At 46.4% G+C, this 23,195-nt stretch carries 21 protein-coding genes; 17 read left to right on the top strand and 4 right to left on the bottom strand.

What is annotated here, in order from left to right; all coding sequences use genetic code 11:
* The first annotated feature begins 7 nt into the window (after positions 1–7).
* The 7 genes from BM415_RS13990 to BM415_RS13965 all read left to right on the top strand — a co-directional run bounded on the left by BM415_RS13990 (position 8) and on the right by BM415_RS13965 (position 6,755).
* On the top strand, positions 8–316 hold the full coding sequence (locus BM415_RS13990; RefSeq protein WP_076313463.1) for a DUF1292 domain-containing protein: 309 nt from the start codon (positions 8–10) through the stop codon (positions 314–316).
* Entirely contained in the window at positions 317–631 is a 315-nt protein-coding gene (locus BM415_RS13985) for a DUF1292 domain-containing protein (RefSeq protein WP_091158863.1), read from the top strand. It abuts the gene before it with no gap.
* A gap of 118 nt (positions 632–749) precedes the next feature.
* A complete protein-coding gene (gene mltG / locus BM415_RS13980) occupies positions 750–1,802 on the top strand; it encodes an endolytic transglycosylase MltG (protein ID WP_244533234.1) in 1,053 nt (350 codons plus the stop codon).
* Positions 1,803–1,992: 190 nt separating this feature from the next.
* Entirely contained in the window at positions 1,993–2,379 is a 387-nt protein-coding gene (locus BM415_RS13975) for a peptidase U32 family protein (RefSeq protein ID WP_348272318.1), read from the top strand.
* Entirely contained in the window at positions 2,340–2,429 is a 90-nt protein-coding gene (locus tag BM415_RS25915) for a hypothetical protein (protein ID WP_348272328.1), read from the top strand. The genes BM415_RS13975 and BM415_RS25915 overlap by 40 nt, the downstream gene beginning before the upstream one ends.
* Positions 2,430–2,629: 200 nt before the next feature.
* Positions 2,630–4,756 (top strand): methyl-accepting chemotaxis protein, encoded by a 2,127-nt coding sequence (locus BM415_RS13970; protein ID WP_244533233.1) that lies wholly within the window; start codon positions 2,630–2,632, stop codon positions 4,754–4,756.
* A gap of 181 nt (positions 4,757–4,937) precedes the next feature.
* Positions 4,938–6,755 (top strand): peptidoglycan D,D-transpeptidase FtsI family protein, encoded by a 1,818-nt coding sequence (locus BM415_RS13965; RefSeq protein WP_091158858.1) that lies wholly within the window; start codon positions 4,938–4,940, stop codon positions 6,753–6,755.
* Between the two features lie 92 nt (positions 6,756–6,847).
* Here BM415_RS13965 and BM415_RS13960 read toward each other — a convergent pair whose 3' ends face one another.
* Positions 6,848–7,975, bottom strand: coding sequence for an AI-2E family transporter (locus BM415_RS13960; protein ID WP_091158857.1), 1,128 nt, complete (start codon positions 7,973–7,975; stop codon positions 6,848–6,850).
* A 278-nt stretch (positions 7,976–8,253) separates the two neighbouring features.
* Here BM415_RS13960 and BM415_RS13955 point away from each other — a divergent pair, with 278 nt between their 5' ends.
* Positions 8,254–9,687, top strand: a complete 1,434-nt coding sequence (locus BM415_RS13955) for a polysaccharide deacetylase family protein (protein ID WP_091158856.1) — start codon at positions 8,254–8,256, stop codon at positions 9,685–9,687.
* 100 nt (positions 9,688–9,787) lie between these two features.
* Here the strand turns inward: BM415_RS13955 and ilvD are convergent, their stop codons facing one another.
* Both ilvD and BM415_RS13945 read right to left on the bottom strand, forming a co-directional pair.
* Entirely contained in the window at positions 9,788–11,476 is a 1,689-nt protein-coding gene (gene ilvD, locus BM415_RS13950) for a dihydroxy-acid dehydratase (protein ID WP_091158855.1), read from the bottom strand.
* A 199-nt stretch (positions 11,477–11,675) separates the two neighbouring features.
* Positions 11,676–11,930 carry a con-10 family general stress protein gene (locus BM415_RS13945; protein WP_091158853.1) on the bottom strand — a complete coding sequence of 85 codons (255 nt, stop codon included), beginning with the start codon at positions 11,928–11,930 and terminating at the stop codon, positions 11,676–11,678.
* 272 nt (positions 11,931–12,202) lie between these two features.
* Between BM415_RS13945 and BM415_RS13940 the strand changes: the two genes are divergently transcribed.
* From BM415_RS13940 to mgrA, 5 genes are all read left to right on the top strand, one after another.
* The gene (locus tag BM415_RS13940) at positions 12,203–13,171 is read left to right on the top strand and encodes a sugar kinase (protein ID WP_091158851.1); all 969 of its coding nucleotides are present in this window, start codon (positions 12,203–12,205) and stop codon (positions 13,169–13,171) included.
* Between the two features lie 72 nt (positions 13,172–13,243).
* The gene (locus BM415_RS13935; protein ID WP_091158849.1) at positions 13,244–13,912 is read left to right on the top strand and encodes a bifunctional 2-keto-4-hydroxyglutarate aldolase/2-keto-3-deoxy-6-phosphogluconate aldolase; all 669 of its coding nucleotides are present in this window, start codon (positions 13,244–13,246) and stop codon (positions 13,910–13,912) included.
* Between the two features lie 134 nt (positions 13,913–14,046).
* Positions 14,047–14,814, top strand: coding sequence for an HAD family hydrolase (locus tag BM415_RS13930; RefSeq protein WP_091158847.1), 768 nt, complete (start codon positions 14,047–14,049; stop codon positions 14,812–14,814).
* Positions 14,815–14,877: 63 nt separating this feature from the next.
* Positions 14,878–15,618, top strand: a complete 741-nt coding sequence (locus BM415_RS13925) for an NAD-dependent protein deacylase (RefSeq protein ID WP_091158846.1) — start codon at positions 14,878–14,880, stop codon at positions 15,616–15,618.
* 172 nt (positions 15,619–15,790) lie between these two features.
* Positions 15,791–16,789: an L-glyceraldehyde 3-phosphate reductase gene (gene mgrA, locus BM415_RS13920; protein WP_091158844.1), complete on the top strand. Its 999-nt coding sequence runs from the start codon at positions 15,791–15,793 to the stop codon at positions 16,787–16,789.
* Positions 16,790–16,913: 124 nt separating this feature from the next.
* On the opposite strand, the gene BM415_RS13915 is transcribed toward mgrA, so the two are convergent.
* Entirely contained in the window at positions 16,914–17,771 is an 858-nt protein-coding gene (locus BM415_RS13915; protein WP_091158842.1) for an AraC family transcriptional regulator, read from the bottom strand.
* 250 nt (positions 17,772–18,021) lie between these two features.
* Between BM415_RS13915 and BM415_RS13910 the strand changes: the two genes are divergently transcribed.
* The 4 genes from BM415_RS13910 (at position 18,022) to BM415_RS13895 (ending at position 23,136) form a co-directional block, all read left to right on the top strand.
* Entirely contained in the window at positions 18,022–19,200 is a 1,179-nt protein-coding gene (locus tag BM415_RS13910) for a galactokinase (RefSeq protein ID WP_091158841.1), read from the top strand.
* 4 nt (positions 19,201–19,204) lie between these two features.
* Positions 19,205–20,206 (top strand): UDP-glucose 4-epimerase GalE, encoded by a 1,002-nt coding sequence (galE, locus tag BM415_RS13905; RefSeq protein ID WP_091158839.1) that lies wholly within the window; start codon positions 19,205–19,207, stop codon positions 20,204–20,206.
* A gap of 13 nt (positions 20,207–20,219) precedes the next feature.
* On the top strand, positions 20,220–21,824 hold the full coding sequence (locus BM415_RS13900; protein ID WP_244533360.1) for a UDP-glucose--hexose-1-phosphate uridylyltransferase: 1,605 nt from the start codon (positions 20,220–20,222) through the stop codon (positions 21,822–21,824).
* 148 nt (positions 21,825–21,972) lie between these two features.
* Positions 21,973–23,136 (top strand): iron-containing alcohol dehydrogenase, encoded by a 1,164-nt coding sequence (locus tag BM415_RS13895; protein ID WP_091158836.1) that lies wholly within the window; start codon positions 21,973–21,975, stop codon positions 23,134–23,136.
* Positions 23,137–23,195 lie beyond the last annotated feature (59 nt).

Genomic DNA, 23,195 nt, shown 5'->3' with positions numbered 1-23,195 from the left:
GCAAGCTATGACGGATAATCGTTTGGGTATGGACGAGGATCGCGAGATTATTTATATTACGGATGAGGAAGGCAACGATGAGGAATTTGAAGTCATCATGACCTTTGACGTCGATGGTTCAGATGCGAAATACATGATGGTTGTCCCTGTAGAAGCGGATGAGGATGAAGATGAGTCCGAGGTATATGCATTCCGTTATGAAGAAGACGGGGATGATATTAAACTGTTCACGATTCAGGATGAAGCGGAATGGGCCATCGTTGAAGAAACTTTCAATACCCTTGTTGCCGCTGAAGAAGACGAGGAGAATGTATAGATGACCGAATATCCTTTTTCAAGAGCGAATCTTGTCGTAACGACTCGCTTAAGGGAAACATTTGGATCTGAGGTTGAACTGGAAGATGAGAGCGGTAAGTCGGTTCCCTATGAGCTACTGGCTGAGTTCGAAGTGTTAGGTCAAGGATATGTTGTACTGCAAGCCTTGAAGAGTACGTTCGATGATTATGAGCTGCTTCGGGTAATGTACAATGAAAATGGAGTTCCTGAGCTTATCACTATTGAGGATGACGAAGAGTGGGAGAACATCGCCGAGCTCTATGATGAATGGTCATTACCAGATGATGAAGGATAGAATGAGGCACCTCTACCGAGGTGCCTGATTTGTATGTTATCATAGTATAAATAAGATTGAATTATGGAAAGGGCGGAGCAGTCCGCTCTTTTTAGCTATGAAGGGGTGGAATCTTTTTTTGAAAGCAAAATACTTCAGACGGTTCATCGTGCTAATCCTGCTTATTGTGGTATTAGTAGGCGGAGGACTATACGTATGGCAATCAACGAAGCCGGTGGCTTCAACGGATGAGCCTGTTGTCTTCACGATAGAACCCGGGACAGGTACTTCAGGCATTGCCGATCTACTTGAAGATAAGGGACTGATTCGAAACGCTCTATTATTTAAAGCTTATTTGAAACTTAATGATCAAGGGGCGAACTTTCAAGCAGGTACTTATGCCTTTCAACCTGGATTGAATTATGATGAAATGATTGCTGCTCTTAATAGTGGAGATGTGCAAAAAGAAGAAATGCTGCGTTTTACGATTCCAGAGGGATATACCTTGAAGCAGATAGCCCAGAAGCTGGAAGATGAAGGGGTTACGGACGGTAAGATCTTTATGCAGCTTGTCCAAGACAAGGAGCTGTTCAGTGATATTCCCCTTGTTGCCTCTATCCCGGATAATGAAAATTACCGATATGCACTTGAGGGATATTTATTCCCTGAAACCTATGAGATGAAGAAGGATAGTACGGCAGAAGATATTATCCGTCGTATGCTGACGGAAATGCAGGATAGACTGGATAGTATCGCCGATCTGGATGCTGATCTCAAGGAGCATAACCTGACTCTTCATCAGCTGCTTACCGCTGCTTCGCTCATTGAACGTGAAGTGGTTGTTGATAATGAAAGACCGCTTGTTGCGGGTGTCATCTACAACCGGCTAGAGCAGGATATGAGGCTTGAAATGGATGCTACCGTTCAATATTTGCTGGATAAGCAGAAGGAGCGTCTCTTGTACAAGGATCTTGAAGTGGAGAGTCCATATAACACGTACCGGAATCAGGGGCTGCCACCCGGACCGATTGCAAGTCCAAGCATGAGTGCGATTGAGGCTGCGCTTACGCCGGAGCAATCTGATTATTTATTTTACGTCACCAAAAAGGATGGAAGCTCGGAGCATTTGTTTGCTGAAACCTATGAAGAGCATCTAGACAATATTGAGAAGAGTAATGAAAGTGCGGAATAACGGAGGGATGGCTTTGACACGGCCTTATGAATGGCTCGTCACAGCAAGTGATTTACAGGAAGCGGAGTGCCTGCTTCTGGAAAGAAGAAGGACTGCCCCGTGTCGTTCTGGGACGTGAAGCAAGCTTAGAGGAGATTCAAGAGATTAAGGACCATGTGGATATTGAGATTGAGGCGTTATTCATGGCGCTATGTGCTCTTGCCGTTGGAAATATGACCTGTTTGAAGATGGGTGTGAGGAAAGTGTCTGGGTATCTGAAGAGAATATGCAGAACTCCCGTGTGCTTCAAAATTTTGAGCTGGGTGTCAATCAGATCCCGCTGTATGAACAAGAGGATACTGCCTTTACAATGGGCTCCAAGGACTTGTGTATGCTTAAGCATATTCCAGACTTAATTGATGTAGGAATTGACTCGTTCAAGATTGAAGGCCGAATGAAATCCATTCATTATGTGGCGACTGTCGTGAATGTTTATCGGCAAGCGATTGATTCCTATATGGTAGATCCGGATAACTATGTGATGAAGCCGGTAATCAGCTGGAGGCTGCCCGCCATCCGCTGCAGTTCATCAAGATGAAAGTGGACCAGCCGGTTGCTTATTTTGACATGATGCGTAAGAAGAAGTGAATAAGTCTCAGGACTAAAGCCCTCGTATATCGGCAGACGAGGGCTTTTTTTTAATAGTAATCTAGGAAAAAAGTTATAGTTAATTTCTCGAAAAAGCAAAGGTTTTGGAAGAAACTTGTCGAAATAAAAGATAATACTAGAAAGTTTACATAGCTATGATAATTCTTTACGGTGGGTGAACAAAGATGAAGTGGAATCCAATGAAAAAAAGAAAGCGTAAACATGAGGAGGAGATCCAAAAAAAGGAAAGAAAGAGATTTGATCTGGCTTCAGTCTTGTCCTGGAAGCAAGTATTTAAATTTAACCCCTTGCGTTCAGTAGGTGTACGATTATTTCTTATTTTCATGATTGCTATCCTGCTTGTCGTATTTGGTCTAGGCACCCTATCTTATCAAACAGCCAAATCGACCATCAAAGAAACGGCCTCTGTTGCCAACCAGGAAGCCATTCATCAAGTGGGTCAAAAGCTCGATCTGATTATGGAGCGTTACGTAGATTTATCGACACAAATCTTCTTTGATACCCATATTCAGAGCAATCTAGAAACTCTGCTCAGAGGCAACATATCGGATTTTGACAAATTTGAAGCGACGTCCTTGTTAAGCGATTCGCTCACAAATATGCAGTTTACGAATGCAACGGTTGCTTCTATGACCATCGTTCATAAGAATGAAGAGGTTCCTGTGATCAGCACCGGAGCAGCTTCAACGATGAGTGCCATTCGTGAAGAGGAATGGTTTGAAACCTTGCTCGAAGCCGGAGGTGTCATGTGGCTGCCGACTACAGCAGCAGAATCTGGACAAGAACAAACATATCGAATGGCCAGAGCTCTTAAAAATGTGAATGCTAGCATCGGGACTTACATTATCGTTATAGAGATTAAGGCAAGTGCCATTGAAGATGAGTTAAAGACCGTAAATCTCGGCGAGAACGGTGTCACAAAAGCGATTTCGGAGAATGGAATTGTGGTTGCTTCTACCCTTCCTGACCGTGCAGGCCGTGAAACCGAGCTCTCCTTCTACACAGAAATTACGGATGAGGCAGGCGCCAAGGATGCTAGGAATACCATCAATGGTCAGAATGAAGAGGTTCTGGCCGTCTATAACACACTTGATGTATCCGGCTGGAAGATTATTGGGATGATCCCGGTGGTTGAGCTGGTCAAGGATGCACAATCGATTCTCGTGACGACGATTATCGTCGCCATTGTTTCCTTACTCCTTGCTATTCTACTCGGAATATGGATGGTCCGTATGATTGCGAAGCCGCTTGTGCATTTGAAGGATCTTATGTTTGAAGGAGCAAAGGGGAATCTAACGGTTCGTACGACACATAAGAGCAAAGACGAGATTGGAATGCTCTCAGAGAGCTTTAATCTGATGATGGAGCAGATCACTACTCTTGTGAATCAGACAAACCAGACGGCAGAGGATGTGCTGCTGACGGCATCTGAGCTTAGCTCGGCATCACAGAAGACCGCTGCATCGGCAGCTGAAGTGGCAATTGCAACAGAGCAAATTGCAGGTGGCGCGACGAATCTGGCTTCTGAAGCAGAGAGAGGCAGTGAAATGACTGAACTGATCTCAACACAGATGCAGAAGGTTGTTGGAACCAATGAGGAGCTTGATCAATCCGCTAGACTGGTTGAAGGGGCGAGCCAGGAAGGTACAAAATATCTTGGTGAGCTGCTAGGAAAAACAGAACAAAGTGAGCAGATGATTCGAGCATTGGTCACAAAAGTAGATACACTCAAAACAAGCACTTCATCCATTCTAGGCATTCTGGATGTACTCCATAATATTGCGAGACAGACGAATATTCTCTCGCTTAATGCGACAATCGAGGCAGCAAGAGCCGGTGCGGCAGGCAGAGGCTTCATGGTGGTAGCCGGTGAGGTGCGGCAATTGGCAGATCAATCGAAGCAATCGATTGACATGGTTGCCGAGATGACGGACCGGATTATGAATGAAATGAATGAGACTGTAGCTGCACTGTCGGAAGCATATCCACTCTTCCAGGAACAGATTCAAGCAGTGAAGGAGACAGGCGAGATTTTCCAAACCGTAGAAGCGCAGATGGGGATGTTCGTGAACAAGCTAACCGAGACGTCCGCTTCCATCGATGCGCTGAGTCAATCCCAGGTTACCCTGTCTGAAACGATGATGAGTGTAAGCTCTGTTGCTGAGCAGTCATCTGCTACATCTCAGGAAGTCGCGTCCCTTAGCAGTGAACAGCAGAGCATCGGTAACCAGCTCGTGGAGCTATCGAACAAAATGGAACGGGTATCTGAGGAGTTGAAACATACATTATCTGCGTTCCGTATATAATTTTCATCATATGAATGGCTTAAGCTTCCTCCGTCCACAGGACGGAGGTTTTTTTATGTCAAAGGAGATAAAGTTTAGGAGAAAGTATGTTTTGGGCATATCGGAAAGGGAGATAATAGCATGTAAATGAGGATTTGGCATACATAAAACTCAAAAAAGGAATTGAAGGCAGGCAGCAGCTATGAAATTACTTCGTAAACAAAGAATATTTTATGCCTTATTTCTGATGCTGATCGTATTTGCAGCGATTGTTATGCGTCTTGCATATATTCAGTTCATTCAGGTGAATCACCCATTAGGGGGCTCTGAACGAACAATGCTGCAAATGTCCGTGCTTCAGCGTGAGCAGGGAATTGTGCTGGATTCTGGTCGTGGACAGTTTATCGATCGGAATCACAAGCCGATTACAGGGCAGCTGATATGGGTTCCGGTCTTATTCCCGTTAGAGGATTCGTTAAATGCTGACCAGGAGCAGCAGCATCAGGAATTGGCCCACATATTGAATATAGATCCTAATAAGCTGTGGGAGACATGGAAGTCGCTTCATTCCCCTGAATATTGGAAATCGTCCACAGGAGAGCCGTTGAGATTAACCCCGGCCCAGATTAAGGCAATCGGGAAGCTGCAGCTAGAGGATGTTCAGGCGTTGCCTTATATGGATCGATATGCAGCCTTCAACGCGAATGGAATGCAATGGCTGGGCTATCTATCCGAGATGCCTGGCGCTGAGAAACGGGATGTAAAGCTTGAAGTCAAGGATCCCTTTAATGTGAAGACAGGTGCGGCAGGTCTGGAAAGAAGTCTTGAACCCTTGCTAAAGGGGCTTGGCCCAACGATCGTCTCGAATATGGTAGACAGTCACAAGAAGCCGGTAGAAGGAATGGGACCCCGCCTTATCGCACCTCATAATCCCAAATATCCGCTCCATATTCAAACAACGATAGACTTGTCGCTGCAGCAGAGGCTGGAACAACTGACCACCGGAGCGGAAGTGAACGAAGGAGCGATCGTGGTACTCGATGCGAACAATGCCGAGGTAATGGCGATGGTATCTCGACCTTTCTACAATCCAACAGATATTCACCTTGATGACGGCAGCTCGGTCAATCAGGCCACAATGGCGGCCGTTCCCGGCTCTATCTTTAAGCTGGTCACAGCCGCAGCGGCTTTGGAACAGGAAGTTGTGAGCTCAGTAGAAACATTCCATTGCGCAGGTCATTACGGTAAGTATGGACTGGCCTGCTGGAAAAAAGAAGGGCATGGAACGATCACCTTTGAAGAGGCTTTTGCCGAGTCCTGCAACGTTGCGTTTGCGGAGGTGGCTTCTCGGCTGACCTCAAGCCAGCTGCTGCAAGCGGCATATGCCCTGGGACTTGGACAGCAAGTAGGCTATCATCGGGAGGGTTACCTTGGCTTGCAGGAGTTTAGACCTTTTGATCATGAGGACGCAGGCGAGATTTTTCACTCAGAAGAGATATTGAAGCAGAACGATGAAGGAATCCGAATTCAGACGGCAATTGGTCAAAGAGATGTTAAAATTACCCCGCTTCAAGCGGCGAATATGATCGTTACTGTGCTGCAAGGAGGACAGGTGCGCTCTCCCAAGATTGTTTCGGAGATTCATTATGCTGACGGCACACTCCTCGCCGAGATTAGAGATCAGTTCTTGACTCAGTCTGGGACGTCTGAAGCTCCTCCAGTTCAAATTCACAGTTCTACCGCTAAGCAGCTTCAGTCCTATATGGAGAAGGTTGTTGAAGAAGGAACAGGTACCCGCCTGCAGCAGGCAATTTGGCCATTGGCTGGCAAATCCGGGACTGCCCAAGTGCTGCACAATGGGGTGGAGAAGAATAATCAGTGGTTTATTGGCTATGGACCTGTGAGTAATCCCAAGTATGCTGTAGCCGTTCTGGTGAAAAATGAGTCTGTTCGTTCCCAACATAAAGCTACAGCGCTTTTTAAACAGGTCATGGACGTACTTGCAGAAACTTCGGGTTAGAAGAGTAAGCAATCCATAATTTCCACAAACAAAAAAAGGATAGAGGAGGCATGCTAATTTTAGGTGCCTGTCTATCCTTTTTGAGTTAGATATTAATTTCGATTGTCGTGATCATCCATTGCAAAAGGAGAGGATTGGAATTCATCCTCAGGCAATCGAATCCAGCGCTGCAAATACCCCTGCTGCCATAACTCTTTAATCAAAATCAGCAAGATTGGCGAGAGGATCACTCCAGAAATGCCGAAGATCGAAAGCGAGATCAGCATAAAGGACAGCATCAGATACGCAGACGTCACACCGATGGAGTTGCCTGATATTTTTGGCTCGGCCAGTTGTCTTACGAGCATGGTCACGCCCATAACCACTAATAAGCCAATCGCAGTTCCGACATCACCCACGATGAACAAATAAATGCTCCAAGGAATAAATATAACAGGTACCCCGAGCAGCGGCAGAAGATCCAGAACAGCTGCGATGAGCGCAAGCGTAAGGGCGTTTCCGGTTCCCAGAATGATTAGACCGATCAGTACAAGCACAAATGTGATGGAGATGAGTATCAGCTGTGCCTTAAGATAAGCACCAATTGCCTTGAACACATGATTCTTCAAGAACAGATAAGCTTTCTTTAGCGTATTGGGCGCTTTACTTTTGGTAATCATCCGCCACATATCAAACTCGACGCTCAGGAAGAAGGCAAGTATAATCGCTACTGCAAAATTTCCGATGAATGAGGAGAAGGAGCTCAGCATACCGACAATGTAACCGAGGAAGCCCGCACCCCAGGAGGAGAGAGCTGCCGTTACTTTTTCAAAATTCTGATTAATTTGGTCGGTCACCGTTGCTGGCAGCGCATTCCACTGGGTCTGGAACAGTTCAAGCAGCTGGGTGAACTGACTCTGTATCAGTGCCATGTACGCCGGAATATTATCCTGGAATTGACTAATGGACGATACAATGATAACGCCTAGTCCGAAGAAGATGCCTAAGAGAACAGCCACGAACAGAAGCACAGAGATGGCTGATGCTAAGGCTTTTTTTAATCCCTTTTTATGTAGGAACTTAGCCAAGGGCTCAATAATGACAAATACAAGAAAAGATAGAAATACAGGAGCGGCAATCTGGTACAGCTGGCTTGAAACAAACATGATCAGAAATACGGTCAGCGCAATTAATCCAATATCGAGTGCGGTTCGCCAATATTTTTTGTAAAGAGGAAGCATATTATAACAACGACTCCTTTTGAAAAGTGTGTAATTCACTTGAAAGATTAAACTAATAAATCAATTTCAGCGGGATGAGTTAGAGAATGGGTTCGGAATACTACAATTTACTGTATAGATATTGGTTTAATCTGTCTAGGAAGTATACGTTAATTTTAAATTGAAGGGTTCATTTTATTCACAATATGATAAAATAATAGTTAGTGTTGTTTTTAAGATTTTGTAATGTACGTCTTACAACCACACGTTACGAGTCTAAAAAAGTGAGGAATACCGTTATGCAGAACTTGCTGCTGTTGCTCTTTTACATTACATCTTTTTATGCATTTATACCTAGTTTAATTAGCCGTTTATTCGGATTTCGAGTATTCAGACGCGGAAGGAATCTTAATGATTTTGCGTTAACTTTCGATGATGGGCCGGATCCCAATTACACGCCGCAGCTGCTTGATCTGTTGAAGAAGCATAATGCCAAAGCCACCTTTTTTGTTGTGGGTGAACATGCGGAGCGCAACCCCGAGCTGTTAAAAAGAATGCACGCCGAAGGTCATCTCATCGGCATCCATAATTATATACATCAAACGAACTGGCTAATGACACCCAAAGTCGTTCGTCAGCAGATAGAAAGAACAGGCTCCATTATATATAAGATTACTGGCTCTCATGCACTATATTACCGTCCACCTTGGGGAATTACCAATTTATTTGATTTTTCCAAGAAGCATCACCATCGCATCGTATTGTGGTCGGGTATGTTCGGCGATTGGAGAGAACGGTTAGGCGCAGATCGACTGACAGAGCGGATGCTGAAGAAACTGCGTGGCGGTGAGGTGATGGTGCTTCATGATTGTGGAACGACGCCAGGAGCGGATCGGCATGCGCCGGCTCAAATGCTCATCGCGCTGGATCGGGTTCTGACTGAGGCCGGTCAGCGAAACATACAAAGTATACGGATTGATGATATGATCTCACTCCATTATGCTGCCAAGCAGCAAATACCGGGAAGGGAGGCAGTTATGAAGATTCAATCAGGTCTAAAAAGATTAGTAGTGCGGGCATGGCTCGGTTGGGAGCAGATATTCCATATGGTTACCAAGCTGAAGACGATAACTCCTCAGGATCCTTTCTTGCATTACCGAGTTCGTCCTTATCAAGGCAAGGCCATTAAGCTGCCGAATGGCCATGCCCTGCAAAAAGGGGACGACATCATTGAGCTTCATTTTGATAATAAGAAGCTGTACCAGCTGGGATCCTCTTCAAAAACCCCTGTTCATCTCGCGATCCGGATGATCCGGATGATGGAGAAGCAGCTGCCTGATCTCGTCAAGATTGCTGCCCTTGACCCGGAAGTGGCTAATGCGAAGGCATTGTACGGTGTCAGCATGATCAATCGTGGACCCGAACAGTTTGGATTCTCGGTGCTGGATCTTCCGCGTGGTTTGTTTGCGGCATCTACATCAGTGTATTTAAAAATTCTGCTTAGTGTAATACATCCGGAAGGTCAAGGAAGATTACGGGAAGGAAGTCATCAGATGACTCCGAAAATGATTGTGATGCCAATGGATATTTTATTTGAACGTTTCGGTGATGGATTGAGACGTAAAAAAGACACGGTCTATGATCAAAGCACGGCCAAGTCAGCCTATTCGGATGAGGATGAAATCTCATTAACAGGTAATACAGATTTAACGCGTACACCGCCTGTGGCATAGTATAGTTATCTTAAAGTTGATTCGAATAATTATGAAAAAGAATAAGGGATCCAATGCTTGTTATGCATTGGATCCCTTTAATTTATCTATAAGTGCAGAATTATATTTTGAGGACACCGCCGTTGCTGGCGTTGGTAACGAGTTTGGAGTAACGAGCCAAGTAACCCGTCTTCACTTTTGGTTCAAACTCCGTCCATTCTTCAGCACGGCGACGTTCCATCTCTTCCTCGCTGACAAGCAGCTCAATCTTACGATTGTTGAGATCAAGCTCAATCAGGTCTCCGTCATGTACAAAGGCGATTGGTCCACCTTCAGCAGCCTCAGGAGAGATATGTCCGATACTGATTCCTCTAGATGCACCAGAGAAACGTCCGTCCGTAATCAGGCCGACCTTGGCACCAAGTCCCATCCCGACGATTTGGGAGGTAGGAGCAAGCATTTCTGGCATACCTGGTCCGCCTTTAGGTCCTTCATAGCGGATAACGACAACGTGACCTTCTTTTACTTTGCCATTGGCAATACCTTCAAGAGCTTCTTCTTGAGAGTTGAAGCAAATGGCAGGTCCTTTGTGATAGCCGCCTACAGAAGGATCTACTGCACCAACCTTGATGATGGAGCCTTCTGGTGCAAGATTACCGAAGAGAACGGCAAGTCCTCCGCGTTCAGAATGTGGGTTATCCAGTCTGTGAATAACATTCTCGTCCAAAATAGGTGAATTCTCTACGTTCTCGCGCAATGTTTTGCCGGTAACCGTAATATTCTCTGCATGAAGTGCGCCCGGCTTCTTGAGCAGCTCGTTCAGTACAGCACTTACGCCGCCTGCGTTCTGGACATCCTCAATATGATAGTCGGAAGCAGGAGCGAGCTTAGACAAATGCGGTACGCGGTTAGCGACTTCATTGATACGCTCGATCGGGTACTCAATGCCGGCTTCATGAGCAAGAGCTAGTGTGTGGAGCACCGTATTGGTGGAGCCACCCATAGCCATATCCAAAGCGAATGCATTATCGATTGCTTCTGGAGTCACGATATCACGCGGCTTCAGATCCATCTTGATTAGTTCCATCAGCTGAGTTGCCGATTTGCGAACAAAATCACGGCGCTCAGGCGCAACGGCCAGAATGGTACCATTACCCGGCAGAGCAAGACCGAGCGCTTCAGCAAGACAGTTCATGGAGTTCGCCGTGAACATACCCGAGCAGGAACCACAAGTCGGACAGCCAAATTGTTCAAGCTCAAGCAAGCTTTGATCATCGATCTTGCCGGCTTGATAAGCACCAACGCCTTCGAATACAGAAGTAAGCGACAGTGCGCGTCCGTTCTTGTCACGGCCTGCTTTCATGGGTCCGCCGCTGACGAAGATGGTTGGAATGTTAACACGAAGAGCTCCCATCAGCATTCCTGGCGTAATCTTGTCACAGTTCGGAATGCAGACCATACCGTCAAACCAGTGTGCAGATACGACCGTTTCAACGGAGTCGGCAATGATATCACGACTTGGCAGCGAGTAGCGCATACCGATGTGCCCCATTGCGATCCCATCATCAACACCGATTGTATTGAATTCAAATGGAACGCCGCCAGCTTCAATAATAGCTTCTTTTACAATTTTTCCGAATTCCTGAAGATGAACATGACCTGGTACAATATCGATGTATGAATTACATACGGCGATAAATGGCTTGCCGAAATCCTCTTCTTTTACCCCGGCTGCACGAAGCAAGCTTCGATGCGGCGCTCTGTCAAAACCTTTTTTAATCATGTCTGAACGCATTTTTTTTGGTGCCATGGTGTCTGTTTCCCCCCAAGAATCAAATATTGATTAGCATTTGAACTGCACATGTGAAAGCAGTATGCACGAAATGAATGAACGATCACTGTTTCTGTGCTGCTTTAAAGAGCTAATAGTAAGAATGTATTTAAATGAGTCTATCACAGTTCACGTCAGATTTCTACAAATTTAAGGTGATTTCGGGGGGACTTCCTTCCTAACGAAGGCCTCCTTTACGGCCGATTTCTCGATAGAAGCTCCGATCATGTGAACGAGCAGTGGATTTTCCGCCTTTACTGCCAATTTCTTGATAAAAGTCAGAGCTGTGATTTTCTGATGTGGTCTCGCCGCCTTTACGTCCGATTTTTTGATAGAAGGATCGATCATACTTTTTGGATGTTGCCTCTCCACCGAGGCGCCCAGCTTCTGCACGGGTCATCTTGGGGCGATTTCCTTTCAGCGTGTGTGCCATGGATGAATCACTCCTCTTCTTAAATGATGTTAAGGATATGCTTGTACTTACCACGAACAAAAATAGATGAAACGGATAAAATTTCAAAAATTTGGATAGTAGAATCATTTTCATACATAAAGTCCTGAGTTCATTTATTTTGAGAAAAATCGTATAAATTGTAGATTGACAACGGTTCCATGGATGATAACAATGGAATAAGTAAACGAATTTGAAAGTATGCGCACCTAAATGGAAGTGAGGAAGGGTACAAGAGAGAGGGAGGGATTGTTATGGGAAATCAAACGGAATATTCTTCGCCTGAAGCGGTAACGTTCGGTGAAAGTATGGGTTTGTTTACGGGACAAGATACACGCGGACTTGAATATGCGAGCACCTTGTCTAAATCGTTTGGCGGCGCTGAGAGCAACGTAGCGATTGGTCTGGCGAGACTGGGTCACCGTGCAGGCTGGTTTGGAAGGCTGGGTAATGATGCGCTGGGTCAGATGATATATAAGGCGATTCGCGGCGAAGGTGTAGATGTCTCCCGGGCTCAGCTGAGCGAAGGCGAAGCTACAGGACTTATGATCAGAGAAAATATGCCGGGCAAATCTTCTGTACATTATTATCGCAGATATTCAGCTGCAAGCCAGATGACGACCTCAGACCTTGACACGGACTACATTTCGAGAGCTAAAATTCTGCATGTTACAGGTATTACTGCAGCAATAAGTGAATCCAGCAGAGAGACAGTCCTTGAAGCAGTTCGGATCGCCAAGCAGGCAGGTGTTCTTGTTAGCTTTGACCCTAACTTGCGACTGAAGCTGTGGACACTTCAAGAGGCAAGGCCTGTTTTGCTGTCCCTTGCACAAGAGGCCGATTATTTTCTTCCGGGACTGGATGAACTCAAGATGCTCTATGAGGAAGAGAATACGGATAAAATATTTGATCGTCTAAAACAACTAGATGCCGTATCCATTGTTAAGGGTGGTCCGGAGTTGACTTATGTACTGCAGCAAGGTTCTGTGGAAGAAGTTCCCTTTGTAAAGGCGGATCAAGTTATAGATACCGTTGGCGCAGGCGATGGCTTTGCCGCAGGATTTTTATCCGGTATTTTGCAAGGCTTGAATCCTGTGCAGGCAACAGGCATTGGCAGTCTGACCGGAAGCTTGATGGTTCAAGCTGTAGGAGATTGGGAAGCGCTTCCTACAGCAGCTGAAGTTAAGGCCAAGCTCAGCAATGCCCACCATATTGAACGGTAAGCAAGTGTAATAGGGTGATCTCAATCTTACTGTAGTTCATTTATTAAATCATGCAAAGGGGATTAAATAACAATGAAAAAATTAGAGCTGCTACATAAAATATTTGAGCATGGCGTCGTTGCTGTGCTACGTGCGGATTCGGCCGATCAGGTTGTTCAGATGGCAGAGCAGGCGATTGCAGGCGGCATCAAAGTCATTGAGATCACACTGACCGTACCTGGGGCACTGCAGGCCATTGAGCGTTTGAGCCAGAACTATTCATGGAATGCAGTGAATGAACAGAATTTTGCTATTATCGGGGCAGGGACGGTTCTGGAGCCGCAATCTGCACGTGCTGCGATTATGGCAGGATCGGAGTTTATCGTAGGCCCAGCTTTGAATCCTGACACCGTCAAATTGTGCAATCTGTACCGTGTTCCTATTCTGCCGGGAGTCATGACGATTGCCGAGGTTCAGTCAGCCTTGGAACTTGGTGTGGATGTTGTTAAACTATTCCCAGGGAACGTATACGATCCCTCAATTATCAAAACAATGAAGGGCCCACTCCCTCAAGCGAACTTTATGCCAACTGGCGGAGTGTCATTAAGCAATCTGGGAGACTGGATTAAAGGAGGAGCGGTCGCCGTCGGAATCGGTTCAGACCTGACAGCGGAGGCCGTCAAGACCGGTGATATGACCCATGTCCGCCGCAAAGCCGAGCAGTATATGGATGCATACCGGAAGGCAGTTCAAGAGAAATAACTAGTCGAGAGAAGCTGGTGGCAGGAAAGAGCTATGTTAATCGCATGGCTGCAGCAAATCGATTCTGCACAGGAATAAGCCCCTAAAAATTCTGGCCGAACCTTCGGTCAGAATTTTTAAATAATCAAGAGGAAGTGATTCAAATCGCTCTATTGAAGGCCGGACAGAAGGAAGCGCATATTTCTGGCATTTTATTCGATAAGGATGGAACGCTCCTAGACATTGAGGCATTATGGACCCCTTGGGGAAATTATGTACTTGATGCACTGGAAGCTCAGCTGGCTGTTATGGGGAAGAACTTTACTGGACAGCGTGACCAAGTGCTGGGGACCAGATATGATGCACATGGGAAGGTCGCAGGCTACGACGCCGAAGGACCGTTTGCTATTGCAACGGTAAGCGAGTCTACCGCAGTTCTTGCCTGGCAGCTGTATGCTGCCGGAATGGCCTGGAATGATGCAATAACCTGCATTCGTGAGATTAGTGCCAGAGCTAACGAATTGATAAGCAAGGATCATGCAATTCCATTGGACGGACTGATTCCATTTCTGGACCGCTGTAAGGCTCAGGGACTCTTGCTGGGTGTGGTTACGGCAGATTCTACTTCTAATGCTACATTGCATCTCGAATGGCTGGATATTCTCGACTATTTTGATGTTATAATTGGATTTGACCGGGTGACGAGCAGCAAGCCTGATCCTGAAAGTGTGCAAGCGGCTTGTTTAGCACTTGGACTTTCTCCTGGGCAGCTGGCTGTCATCGGCGACAGCAACGGAGATATGCAAATGGGGAGAAGTGCGGGTGCTCAAATAAACATCGGAATTGTTCCATCAGGAGATACGTCCTATTTAAAGCATGCGGACACCGTGATTACGCATTATGACCAAATTTTTCTGAAGTGAAGCTTTTGCTTGGATCCAAAAGAACAATTTATCGTAAAAGGGGTACGAAGGGAGGGCGAGGAAATGGCTGATGCGTTTGAACCTTTAGTTACGTGGATTCGTGAGAGCATGAAGATCGTGTTTTTTGGCGGAGCAGGTACATCTACGGAGAGTGGAATTCCAGATTTTCGATCTGCTGCCGGGATTTATCAGACAGAGCAGCATTCTCCGTACTCACCTGAGGAGCTGCTCAGTATTGACTTTTTTATGCTGCATCCGGATATTTTCTATGACTTTTATCGTTCCAAAATGCTTCACCCTCATGCCAAGCCCAACGGTGCACACCGCTTGCTTGCCCGGCTTGAGAAGGAAGGTAAGCTGTCTGCTGTGATCACTCAAAATATCGATGGTTTGCATCAGGCGGCAGGCTGTGGGAAGGTACATGAGCTTCACGGTTCTGTTCATCGCAACTACTGTATGGACTGTGCCCATTTCTATGATCTCGATGCCATAATAGCGTCAGAATCATTGGTTCCTCTGTGTAACAAATGTAATGGTATTATCAAGCCGGATGTCGTGCTGTACGGAGAATCACTTGATCAGACGACCCTGTACCATGCTGTGGATGCTCTGTCTGAAGCGGATTTGATGATCATCGGAGGAACTTCATTAACCGTTCAGCCTGCTGCGCAGCTCGTCACTTATTTTCAAGGCAAGCATACCGTCTTGCTGAATGCAACACCAACGCCTTACGACAGCAGGGCAGAGCTGCTGATAACAGAACCGATCGGCCGTGTGCTGGACCAAGTGAATGCACTATTATAATGATTTGTCATGAGCCTGCCTTTCTAGATAAAGGGGGTTCTTTTGCTGTCGGAGGCACAAGGCGATCTATACTCTATGTAAACGATTTCTTGTCAAGCTGAAGTTTTGGGTCTATCATGAATAAATGAATGGATAAGCTTTAACAGATTAGTCGCGGGAGGAAGATGTGCAAATGGGATATGTAGCTGATAATAGACGTTATGATGAAATGAAATATAACCGGGTAGGACGCTCGGGACTTAAACTGCCGGCCATTTCACTTGGACTATGGCATAATTTTGGCGGAATTAATTCGTTCGAGAATGGCAGAGACATGATTAGACGGGCATTTGACTTGGGAATCACACATTTTGATCTGGCTAACAACTACGGACCTCCACCGGGCTCTGCTGAACAAATGTTTGGACAGGTGCTCGCTCAAGATCTGAAGCCTTATCGGGATGAGCTGATCATCTCAACGAAGGCGGGTTATCATATGTGGCAGGGACCTTACGGCGAATGGGGGTCACGCAAATATTTGATCTCGAGCCTTGACCAGAGCTTGAAACGAATGGGGCTGGACTATGTCGATATCTTCTACTCTCATCGATTTGATCCAGACACTCCGCTTGAGGAAACGATGCAGGCGCTCGATCATATCGTTCGTTCAGGCAAGGCCTTGTATGTCGGAATCTCGAATTATTCAGCTGAAAAAACGAAGGAAGCTGTACATATTCTGAATAAGCTGGGCACTCCTCTACTTATTCACCAGCCTCGTTATTCCATGCTCGACCGCTGGATTGAAGACGGGCTTCAAGACGTACTGACGGAAAATGGTGTGGGAAGCATTGCTTTTTGCCCTCTAGAGCAAGGGGTACTGACGGGCAAGTATCTCAATGGAATCCCTGAAGATTCCAGAGCGAAGAGCAGTTCTGTCTTCTTGAATGAGACTCAGATCAAACAAGAGACGCTGCGTAAAGTGCGTGCCTTAAACCAGGTGGCCGCTTCCCGCGGTCAAAGTCTGGCTCAGCTTGCCCTCGCGTGGGTGCTTAGAGAAGGAAAAGTAACTTCTGCCTTAATCGGAGCGAGCCGGCCTAGCCAGATCGAGGAGAATGTGGCGGTTCTGAGCAACCTTGACTTCTCTTCCGAAGAATTAGCGGACATTGAATCTATTCTGCATACGGACAACTAAGGGGATAAGGATTGATCGAATTCCCATCGTGACAAAAGAACAAGCCTGCCTTATGATCAAATTCATAGGCAGGCTTGTATTATTTTATACATAGGAAAATGCTCGTGACTCAGTCATGGAAGGTTCAATTGGACTGCTCCTGCATCTGTCTGCGGTATGCACTGGGTGAGTGCCTATAGAACCTTTTGAATTGTCTGGAGAAATAGAGTGCATCCGGCAAGCCGACAGAGGCAGAGATCTGTTCTATTGAAAGTTCAGGCCGTTCTCTGAGCAGCTGTCTTGACTTATCGATCCTCAGCTTCAGCAAATACGTGACGGGTGAGAGCCCAATTTCTTTTTTGAAAATGCGGGACAAATAAGCACGATTATAACCCAAGCTTGCACACATTTGTTCGATGGAGATTGGATGGGCATACTGAGTCGACATGTATTGGATCATCTGCTTCACCGTCCGGCCTACTTGAGATTCCGCCGTTGTAACCGCCGATTCCAGCACGAGTCTTTCTTTTGCCTCAGCAAAGATCAGATATAAACAGCCGATGGAGGTGAGGTGAGCACTTTCTTTTTTTTCGAAAAAGGCATCTTGCATGGTGGATAGGAGTGACGACAACCTGCTGTCCTGCACGGTTGGAATAACAGGCTGTTCAAGGCTGAACCCAGCATCCTTCACCTGCTTGTCGGCCTCTTTACCCGTAAATGCCATCCAGCGATAACGCCAAGGCTCCTCCTCGTCGGACACGTAACTGACCAGCTCAGATGGATGAATTAGAAATATATGCCCTGCGGAAAGGTGGTAAGTACGGCTCTCTGTGCGAAAAATACCTTTGCCTGACTCGACATAATGAAGAAGGTAGTAATCATATATTTTCGGTCCAAGGGCATGTCCCGGTTTGGTTTGGCTCTCGCCTACGAAGAGGACGTGCAGCGGACTATTCTCGTAATCTACGGGATTGGAAGCTACTGAATAGGAGTCCTGCATCATTTGTTGATTCCTTCCTTCTGCAAGCGAGCTTGCAGAACAATAATGTACATAAAAGTATAGCTGTCATGTCACCAGTATACCATAAAAAGCAGGGAGTACATATTAATAAAAGCCAGTGTTTTCCATGTTTTCAAATAGGTCGCAGTCACATTTGTCCATATATTGAACACATGCATACATTACCGTTTATAACGCTTCCATGTATAATTTAATTAAGATTAAAACAACTTTTACAAAGAGGTGAAGGTTAATGAACGTACAACAACTCAAACAACAATTTACTGAAAAATATGGTGATAATTCTGCTGAAATACGCGTGTTTAATGCCCCTGGACGCGTGAACCTGATCGGCGAGCATATCGATTATAATGGTGGCTATGTTCTTCCTGCCGCACTTGAATTTGGAACAACGCTGATCATCCGCGAACGTCAGGATGACGAGATCCATTTTTATTCCACGAACCTTACCTATGAAGCGGTAATTAAGGTGGGGGATATCGGCAAGGATAAATCAGGCGAGTGGATCGATTATCCTGTCGGTGTAATGGTGGAGATCATTAAGGCAGGCACTAACATTACGAAAGGCTACGATCTGATGTTCCATGGTGAGATTCCGAACGGAGCAGGCCTATCCTCCTCTGCTTCAATCGAAGTAGTAACTGCATACGCTTTGCTCACGCTTGAAGAAGGCAAAGTCGATACGGTTGAAATATCACTGCTCTCCCAGCGCGCTGAGAACCAGTATGTGGGAGTGAACAGCGGAATTATGGACCAATTTGCAGTAGCGAACGGTGCAGAGGACCAAGCGATTCTTCTGATGTGCGATACGCTTGAATACAAGCATGTGCCGTTCCGCACGGGAGATTACAAGCTGATTATCGGCAATACGAACAAGCGCCGCGGACTTGTGGATTCGGCCTACAACGAGAGACGTCAGCAGTGCGATCAGTCCCTCGCTATTCTGAAGGAGCAGCTGCCTTCACTGTCTTATCTGGCTGAGCTTACTCCGGCACAATACAGCGAGTTGGAGTCAACCCTTGGTGATGATATTCTGAAGAAACGGACCAAGCATGTTGTTGAAGAAAATGCTCGTGTGCTGGCCTCAGTAGACGCACTTAGCAGCGGAGACCTCACAGCTTTCGGGGAGCTAATGAACGCATCTCATGATTCCTTGCGCGACCTGTATGAAGTCAGTTGTGAGGAGCTTGATGTGATGGTTGAAGAAGCTCGCAAAATTCCAGGTACACTCGGCAGCCGCATGACAGGTGCAGGATTTGGAGGCTGTACTGTATCACTCGTGCATGAAAACGATGTGGATCGGTTTGTGCAGGAGGTTGGTGCAGCATACAAGGAGCGGACTGGACTCACTGGAGAATTCTATGTATGCGGAGTGGGCGACGGCGTTAAAGAATTGAAAGGGGAGGCGTAAGACGATGGCGATTCTAGTAACAGGTGGAGCAGGTTATATCGGTTCTCATACCGTTGCAGCGCTGCTTGAGCGCGGTGAGGAAGTTGTTGTTCTTGATAATTTGCAGACAGGTCACCGGGAGGCCCTTCTTGGCGGCAAGCTATACGAGGGAGATCTTCGGGACAAGGAGCTTCTTGCAAGACTGTTCTCAGAGAACGAAATTGATGCGGTCATTCATTTTGCAGCCAATTCCCTTGTAGGAGAAAGTATGCAAAATCCAGGGAAATACTATGATAACAATGTGTTCGGTACATTGTCACTACTCGAAGCCATGAAGGATGCAGGCGTTAAGAGAATTGTCTTCTCCTCAACGGCAGCAACCTATGGCGAGCCTGAAAAGGTACCTATTGAGGAAAGTGACCGTACAGAACCGACCAATGTATACGGCGAAACCAAACTCATGATGGAGCGCATGATGTCCTGGTTTGATAAAGTACTAGGCATCAAATATGTATCCCTTCGTTACTTTAATGCAGCCGGCGCCCATGACAGCGGCAAGATCGGTGAGGATCACCAGCCTGAGAGCCATCTCATTCCGCTAGTGCTTCAAACGGCATTGAAGCAGCGCAAGCATATTGCGATTTTTGGAGACGATTATGCTACAGAAGATGGAACATGTATCCGTGACTATATCCATGTGAGTGATCTTGCGGATGCACATCTACGTGCAGTGGATTATTTGCGCAAGGGCGAAGAGAGTAACGTGTTTAACCTCGGCAACGGTCAAGGGTTCAGCGTCAAAGAGGTTATCGAAACAGCGAAGAAAGTAACTGGGCTCGACATTCCGGTTGTCTTGGAAGCACGACGTGCGGGTGACCCTGCGGTACTGGTTGCTTCCTCGGATAAAGCCCGTGCAGTGCTTGGCTGGGAGCCGAAATATACCGATCTAGCCAAGGTCATTGCGAGTGCTTGGAGCTGGCATCAGTCCCATCCCGATGGGTACAGCACAAACCAAAAAGGGGAGTAAGCAAATGGCAGAGATGAACGTGAATACGAATGCAGGAGAAAAACAGAACGCGCAGTCATCCGCTGCACAAGAAGCACTTCATGCCATTGAACGTTTGGTATTGTTTGCAGCAAGACGTCATCTGATCGAGGATGCGGATTATGATTATAGCCGTAACCAGCTGCTGAGTCTGTTTAATTTTGATGAGCCCTATGCGGGTACAATGGATGAATCCGAGCTGTCTGGACCGCAGCCGCTGATTGATGTACTGATTGATTTCGGCTATGAGATCGGGCTCATTCCAGAAAATACGGACACGTATCGGGATCTGCTGGATGCGAAGATTATGGGCCTTGTGATGGCTCGCCCTTCCGAAGTGATTCGGGAGTTCCGTGAGATTCAGACAAAGAAGGGGATGGAGGCGGCAACAAGCCGGTTCTATGAACTGTCTATTGATTCAAACTATATTCGCATGGATCGTATCTCGAAGAATGTATATTGGAAGCAGCCTACGGAATATGGGGATATTGAGATCACGATTAACCTGTCCAAGCCGGAAAAAAGCCCAAAAGAAATCGCAATGGCTAAGCTGCTTCCACCGCCTGTATATCCTAAATGTCAGCTCTGCCGTGAGAATGTAGGTTACAGAGGCCGAATTAATCACCCGGCACGTCAGAACCTGAGAACCATTCCGCTCACGCTGAATGATGAGAAATGGCTGTTCCAATATTCTCCTTATGTTTACTATAACGAGCATTGTATCGTGTTCCATCATGATCATGTGCCGATGAAGCTGACTAAGGATACGCTGCGCCGCCTGCTTGGGTTCGTGGATCAATATCCTCACTATTTCATCGGTTCTAACGCGGATCTTCCAATCGTGGGTGGAAGCATATTGACGCATGATCATTTCCAGGGTGGAAGACATACATTTGCGATTCAAAAAGCGGTACAGGAGGCTGTATTCCATAATGATGCCGCTCCAGGCGTTTCACTCAGTCTTGTAAAATGGCCGATGTCTGTGCTTAGACTCTCTTCCAAGGATCAAGCTGTCTTGCTGGAAGCGGCAAATGATATTTATGAGGCATGGAAGGTATACAGTGATCCGGAAGCAGATATTCTGTCACATACGGAGCAGGATGGACAGATGATACCGCACAATACGGTAACACCGATTGTCCGGCGTGCTGAGGACGGGGGATACGAAATGGATCTCGTTCTTCGCAATAACCGTACAAGTGATGAGTATCCTGAGGGAATCTTCCATCCGCATCGTGAAATGCATCATCTGAAGAAAGAGAATATCGGTCTGATTGAAGTGATGGGACTTGCTATTCTGCCTGGCCGACTAAAAGAAGAATTGGATCTTATCGCTGATATTTTGACAGGTGATGAGGAGCTTCTGAAATCAGCTGTCAGTGATGAAGTTTCTGACCTTCACAAGCATACAGAATGGATTCATGCACTGATTGAGAAGTATGGTACTGCGCTCTCTAAGGAAGCGGCTGTGGCCCGGGTCCAGGAGGAAGCGGGTAATAAATTTGCTCAAATTCTTGAGCATGCCGGTGTTTACAAACGAGACGAAGCGGGCAAACAAGCATTCCGTCGTTTTGTACAGCATCTGGGTTATACAGAATAGAAACTCATCGTTGATTGCGGTGCAGAGCCCGTCCCTTCATTGGGGAGGGGCTTCTCTTTTTCCCGGAAGTTTGTTTTTTGAAAACAATTGGTTCTATAATAAGATATGTGTAACGAATAAAAATGTATGCTTGGAGGCGATTTTTACAATGAGAGCATTTCAATTTCATAATCCTACACGTCTGATCTTTGGTAAAGGTCAGCTTGCAGCTCTAAAAACCGAAGTGCCTAAATACGGCAACAAAGTGCTGCTTGTCTACGGCGGTGGCAGCATCAAACGCAATGGTCTCTACGATCAAGTCATCCAGCTCTTGTCCGAGATTGGAGCAGAGGTTCATGAACTGGCCGGAGTTGAGCCCAATCCTCGACTATCTACAGTACATACAGGGGCAGACCTCTGCAAAGAACACGGAATTGATCTGATTCTCGCTGTTGGCGGCGGCAGTGTAATAGACTGTGCCAAAGCCATTGCAGTCGGTGCCAAATATGATGGCAGCATGTGGGACTTTGCAGAGCGTAAGGCACAGCCAAAAGCCGCCCTGCCGCTTGCTACAGTGCTGACGATGGCTGCAACGGGTTCAGAGATGAACAGCGGCTCGGTCATTACGAATCAAGAGACTCAGGAGAAGCTGGGCTGGGGAAGTCCACTGGTATATCCGGCTTTTTCAATTCTTGATCCGGTTCATACCTTCTCTGTACCTCAGGATCAAACGGTTTATGGCGTAGTAGATATGATGTCGCATACATTGGAGCATTACTTCCATTTGGATACGAATACCCCAGTACAATTGGGCTTCTGTGAAACGATCCTTCGGACGGTAATCGAGGCAGCTCCTAAGCTAATTAACGATCTGGAGAATTACGAGCTGCGTGAAACCATTCTGTACTGCGGAACGATGGCGCTGAACAATATACTGAGCATGGGTCTTGCAGGCGACTGGGCTACACACAATATTGAACACGCCGTGTCTGCCGTTTATGATATTCCGCATGGCGGAGGGCTTGCGATCCTGTTCCCGAACTGGATGAAGCATAACCTGCATGTAGATGTATCCCGCTTTAAGCGTCTTGCGATTAACGTGTTTGATGTGAATCCAGAAGGCAAGAGCGATGAGCAGATTGCACTCGAAGGAATCGAGGCGCTGAGCTCGTTCTGGACCAGCATTGGCGCTCCAAACCGATTGGCGGACTATGATATTGATGCAAGTCAAATTGATGTGATGGCGGATAAAGCAATGCGCTTTGGACCGTTCGGTAACTTCAACAAATTGCAGCGCGAGGATGTAGTAGAAATTTATAAAGCGTCCTTGTAAAAAAAAGCATAACCAACAGCCCTTTGCTCTTGTTTATTAGTGCAAAGGGCTTTTTAGCG

The sequence above is a fragment of the Paenibacillus sp. 453mf genome, from assembly GCF_900116105.1.
Lineage (GTDB): Bacteria > Bacillota > Bacilli > Paenibacillales > Paenibacillaceae > Paenibacillus > Paenibacillus provencensis.
This window is presented reverse-complemented; position numbering and strand designations above follow the sequence as displayed.

What these genes read in the sequence shown, in the direction of transcription:
- BM415_RS13990 (WP_076313463.1), top strand. Translation starts at nt 8, where the DNA reads ATGACGGATAATCGTTTGGGTATGGACGAGGATCGCGAGATTATTTAT.
- BM415_RS13985 (WP_091158863.1), top strand. Translation starts at nt 317, where the DNA reads ATGACCGAATATCCTTTTTCAAGAGCGAATCTTGTCGTAACGACTCGC.
- BM415_RS13975 (WP_348272318.1), top strand. Translation starts at nt 1,993, where the DNA reads ATGTGCTCTTGCCGTTGGAAATATGACCTGTTTGAAGATGGGTGTGAG.
- BM415_RS13970 (WP_244533233.1), top strand. Translation starts at nt 2,630, where the DNA reads ATGAAAAAAAGAAAGCGTAAACATGAGGAGGAGATCCAAAAAAAGGAA.
- BM415_RS13965 (WP_091158858.1), top strand. Translation starts at nt 4,938, where the DNA reads ATGAAATTACTTCGTAAACAAAGAATATTTTATGCCTTATTTCTGATG.
- BM415_RS13960 (WP_091158857.1), bottom strand. Translation starts at nt 7,975, where the DNA reads ATGCTTCCTCTTTACAAAAAATATTGGCGAACCGCACTCGATATTGGA.
- BM415_RS13955 (WP_091158856.1), top strand. Translation starts at nt 8,254, where the DNA reads ATGCAGAACTTGCTGCTGTTGCTCTTTTACATTACATCTTTTTATGCA.
- ilvD (WP_091158855.1), bottom strand. Translation starts at nt 11,476, where the DNA reads ATGGCACCAAAAAAAATGCGTTCAGACATGATTAAAAAAGGTTTTGAC.
- BM415_RS13945 (WP_091158853.1), bottom strand. Translation starts at nt 11,930, where the DNA reads ATGGCACACACGCTGAAAGGAAATCGCCCCAAGATGACCCGTGCAGAA.
- BM415_RS13940 (WP_091158851.1), top strand. Translation starts at nt 12,203, where the DNA reads ATGGGAAATCAAACGGAATATTCTTCGCCTGAAGCGGTAACGTTCGGT.
- BM415_RS13935 (WP_091158849.1), top strand. Translation starts at nt 13,244, where the DNA reads ATGAAAAAATTAGAGCTGCTACATAAAATATTTGAGCATGGCGTCGTT.
- BM415_RS13925 (WP_091158846.1), top strand. Translation starts at nt 14,878, where the DNA reads ATGGCTGATGCGTTTGAACCTTTAGTTACGTGGATTCGTGAGAGCATG.
- mgrA (WP_091158844.1), top strand. Translation starts at nt 15,791, where the DNA reads ATGGGATATGTAGCTGATAATAGACGTTATGATGAAATGAAATATAAC.
- BM415_RS13915 (WP_091158842.1), bottom strand. Translation starts at nt 17,771, where the DNA reads ATGATGCAGGACTCCTATTCAGTAGCTTCCAATCCCGTAGATTACGAG.
- BM415_RS13910 (WP_091158841.1), top strand. Translation starts at nt 18,022, where the DNA reads ATGAACGTACAACAACTCAAACAACAATTTACTGAAAAATATGGTGAT.
- galE (WP_091158839.1), top strand. Translation starts at nt 19,205, where the DNA reads ATGGCGATTCTAGTAACAGGTGGAGCAGGTTATATCGGTTCTCATACC.
- BM415_RS13900 (WP_244533360.1), top strand. Translation starts at nt 20,220, where the DNA reads ATGAACGTGAATACGAATGCAGGAGAAAAACAGAACGCGCAGTCATCC.
- BM415_RS13895 (WP_091158836.1), top strand. Translation starts at nt 21,973, where the DNA reads ATGAGAGCATTTCAATTTCATAATCCTACACGTCTGATCTTTGGTAAA.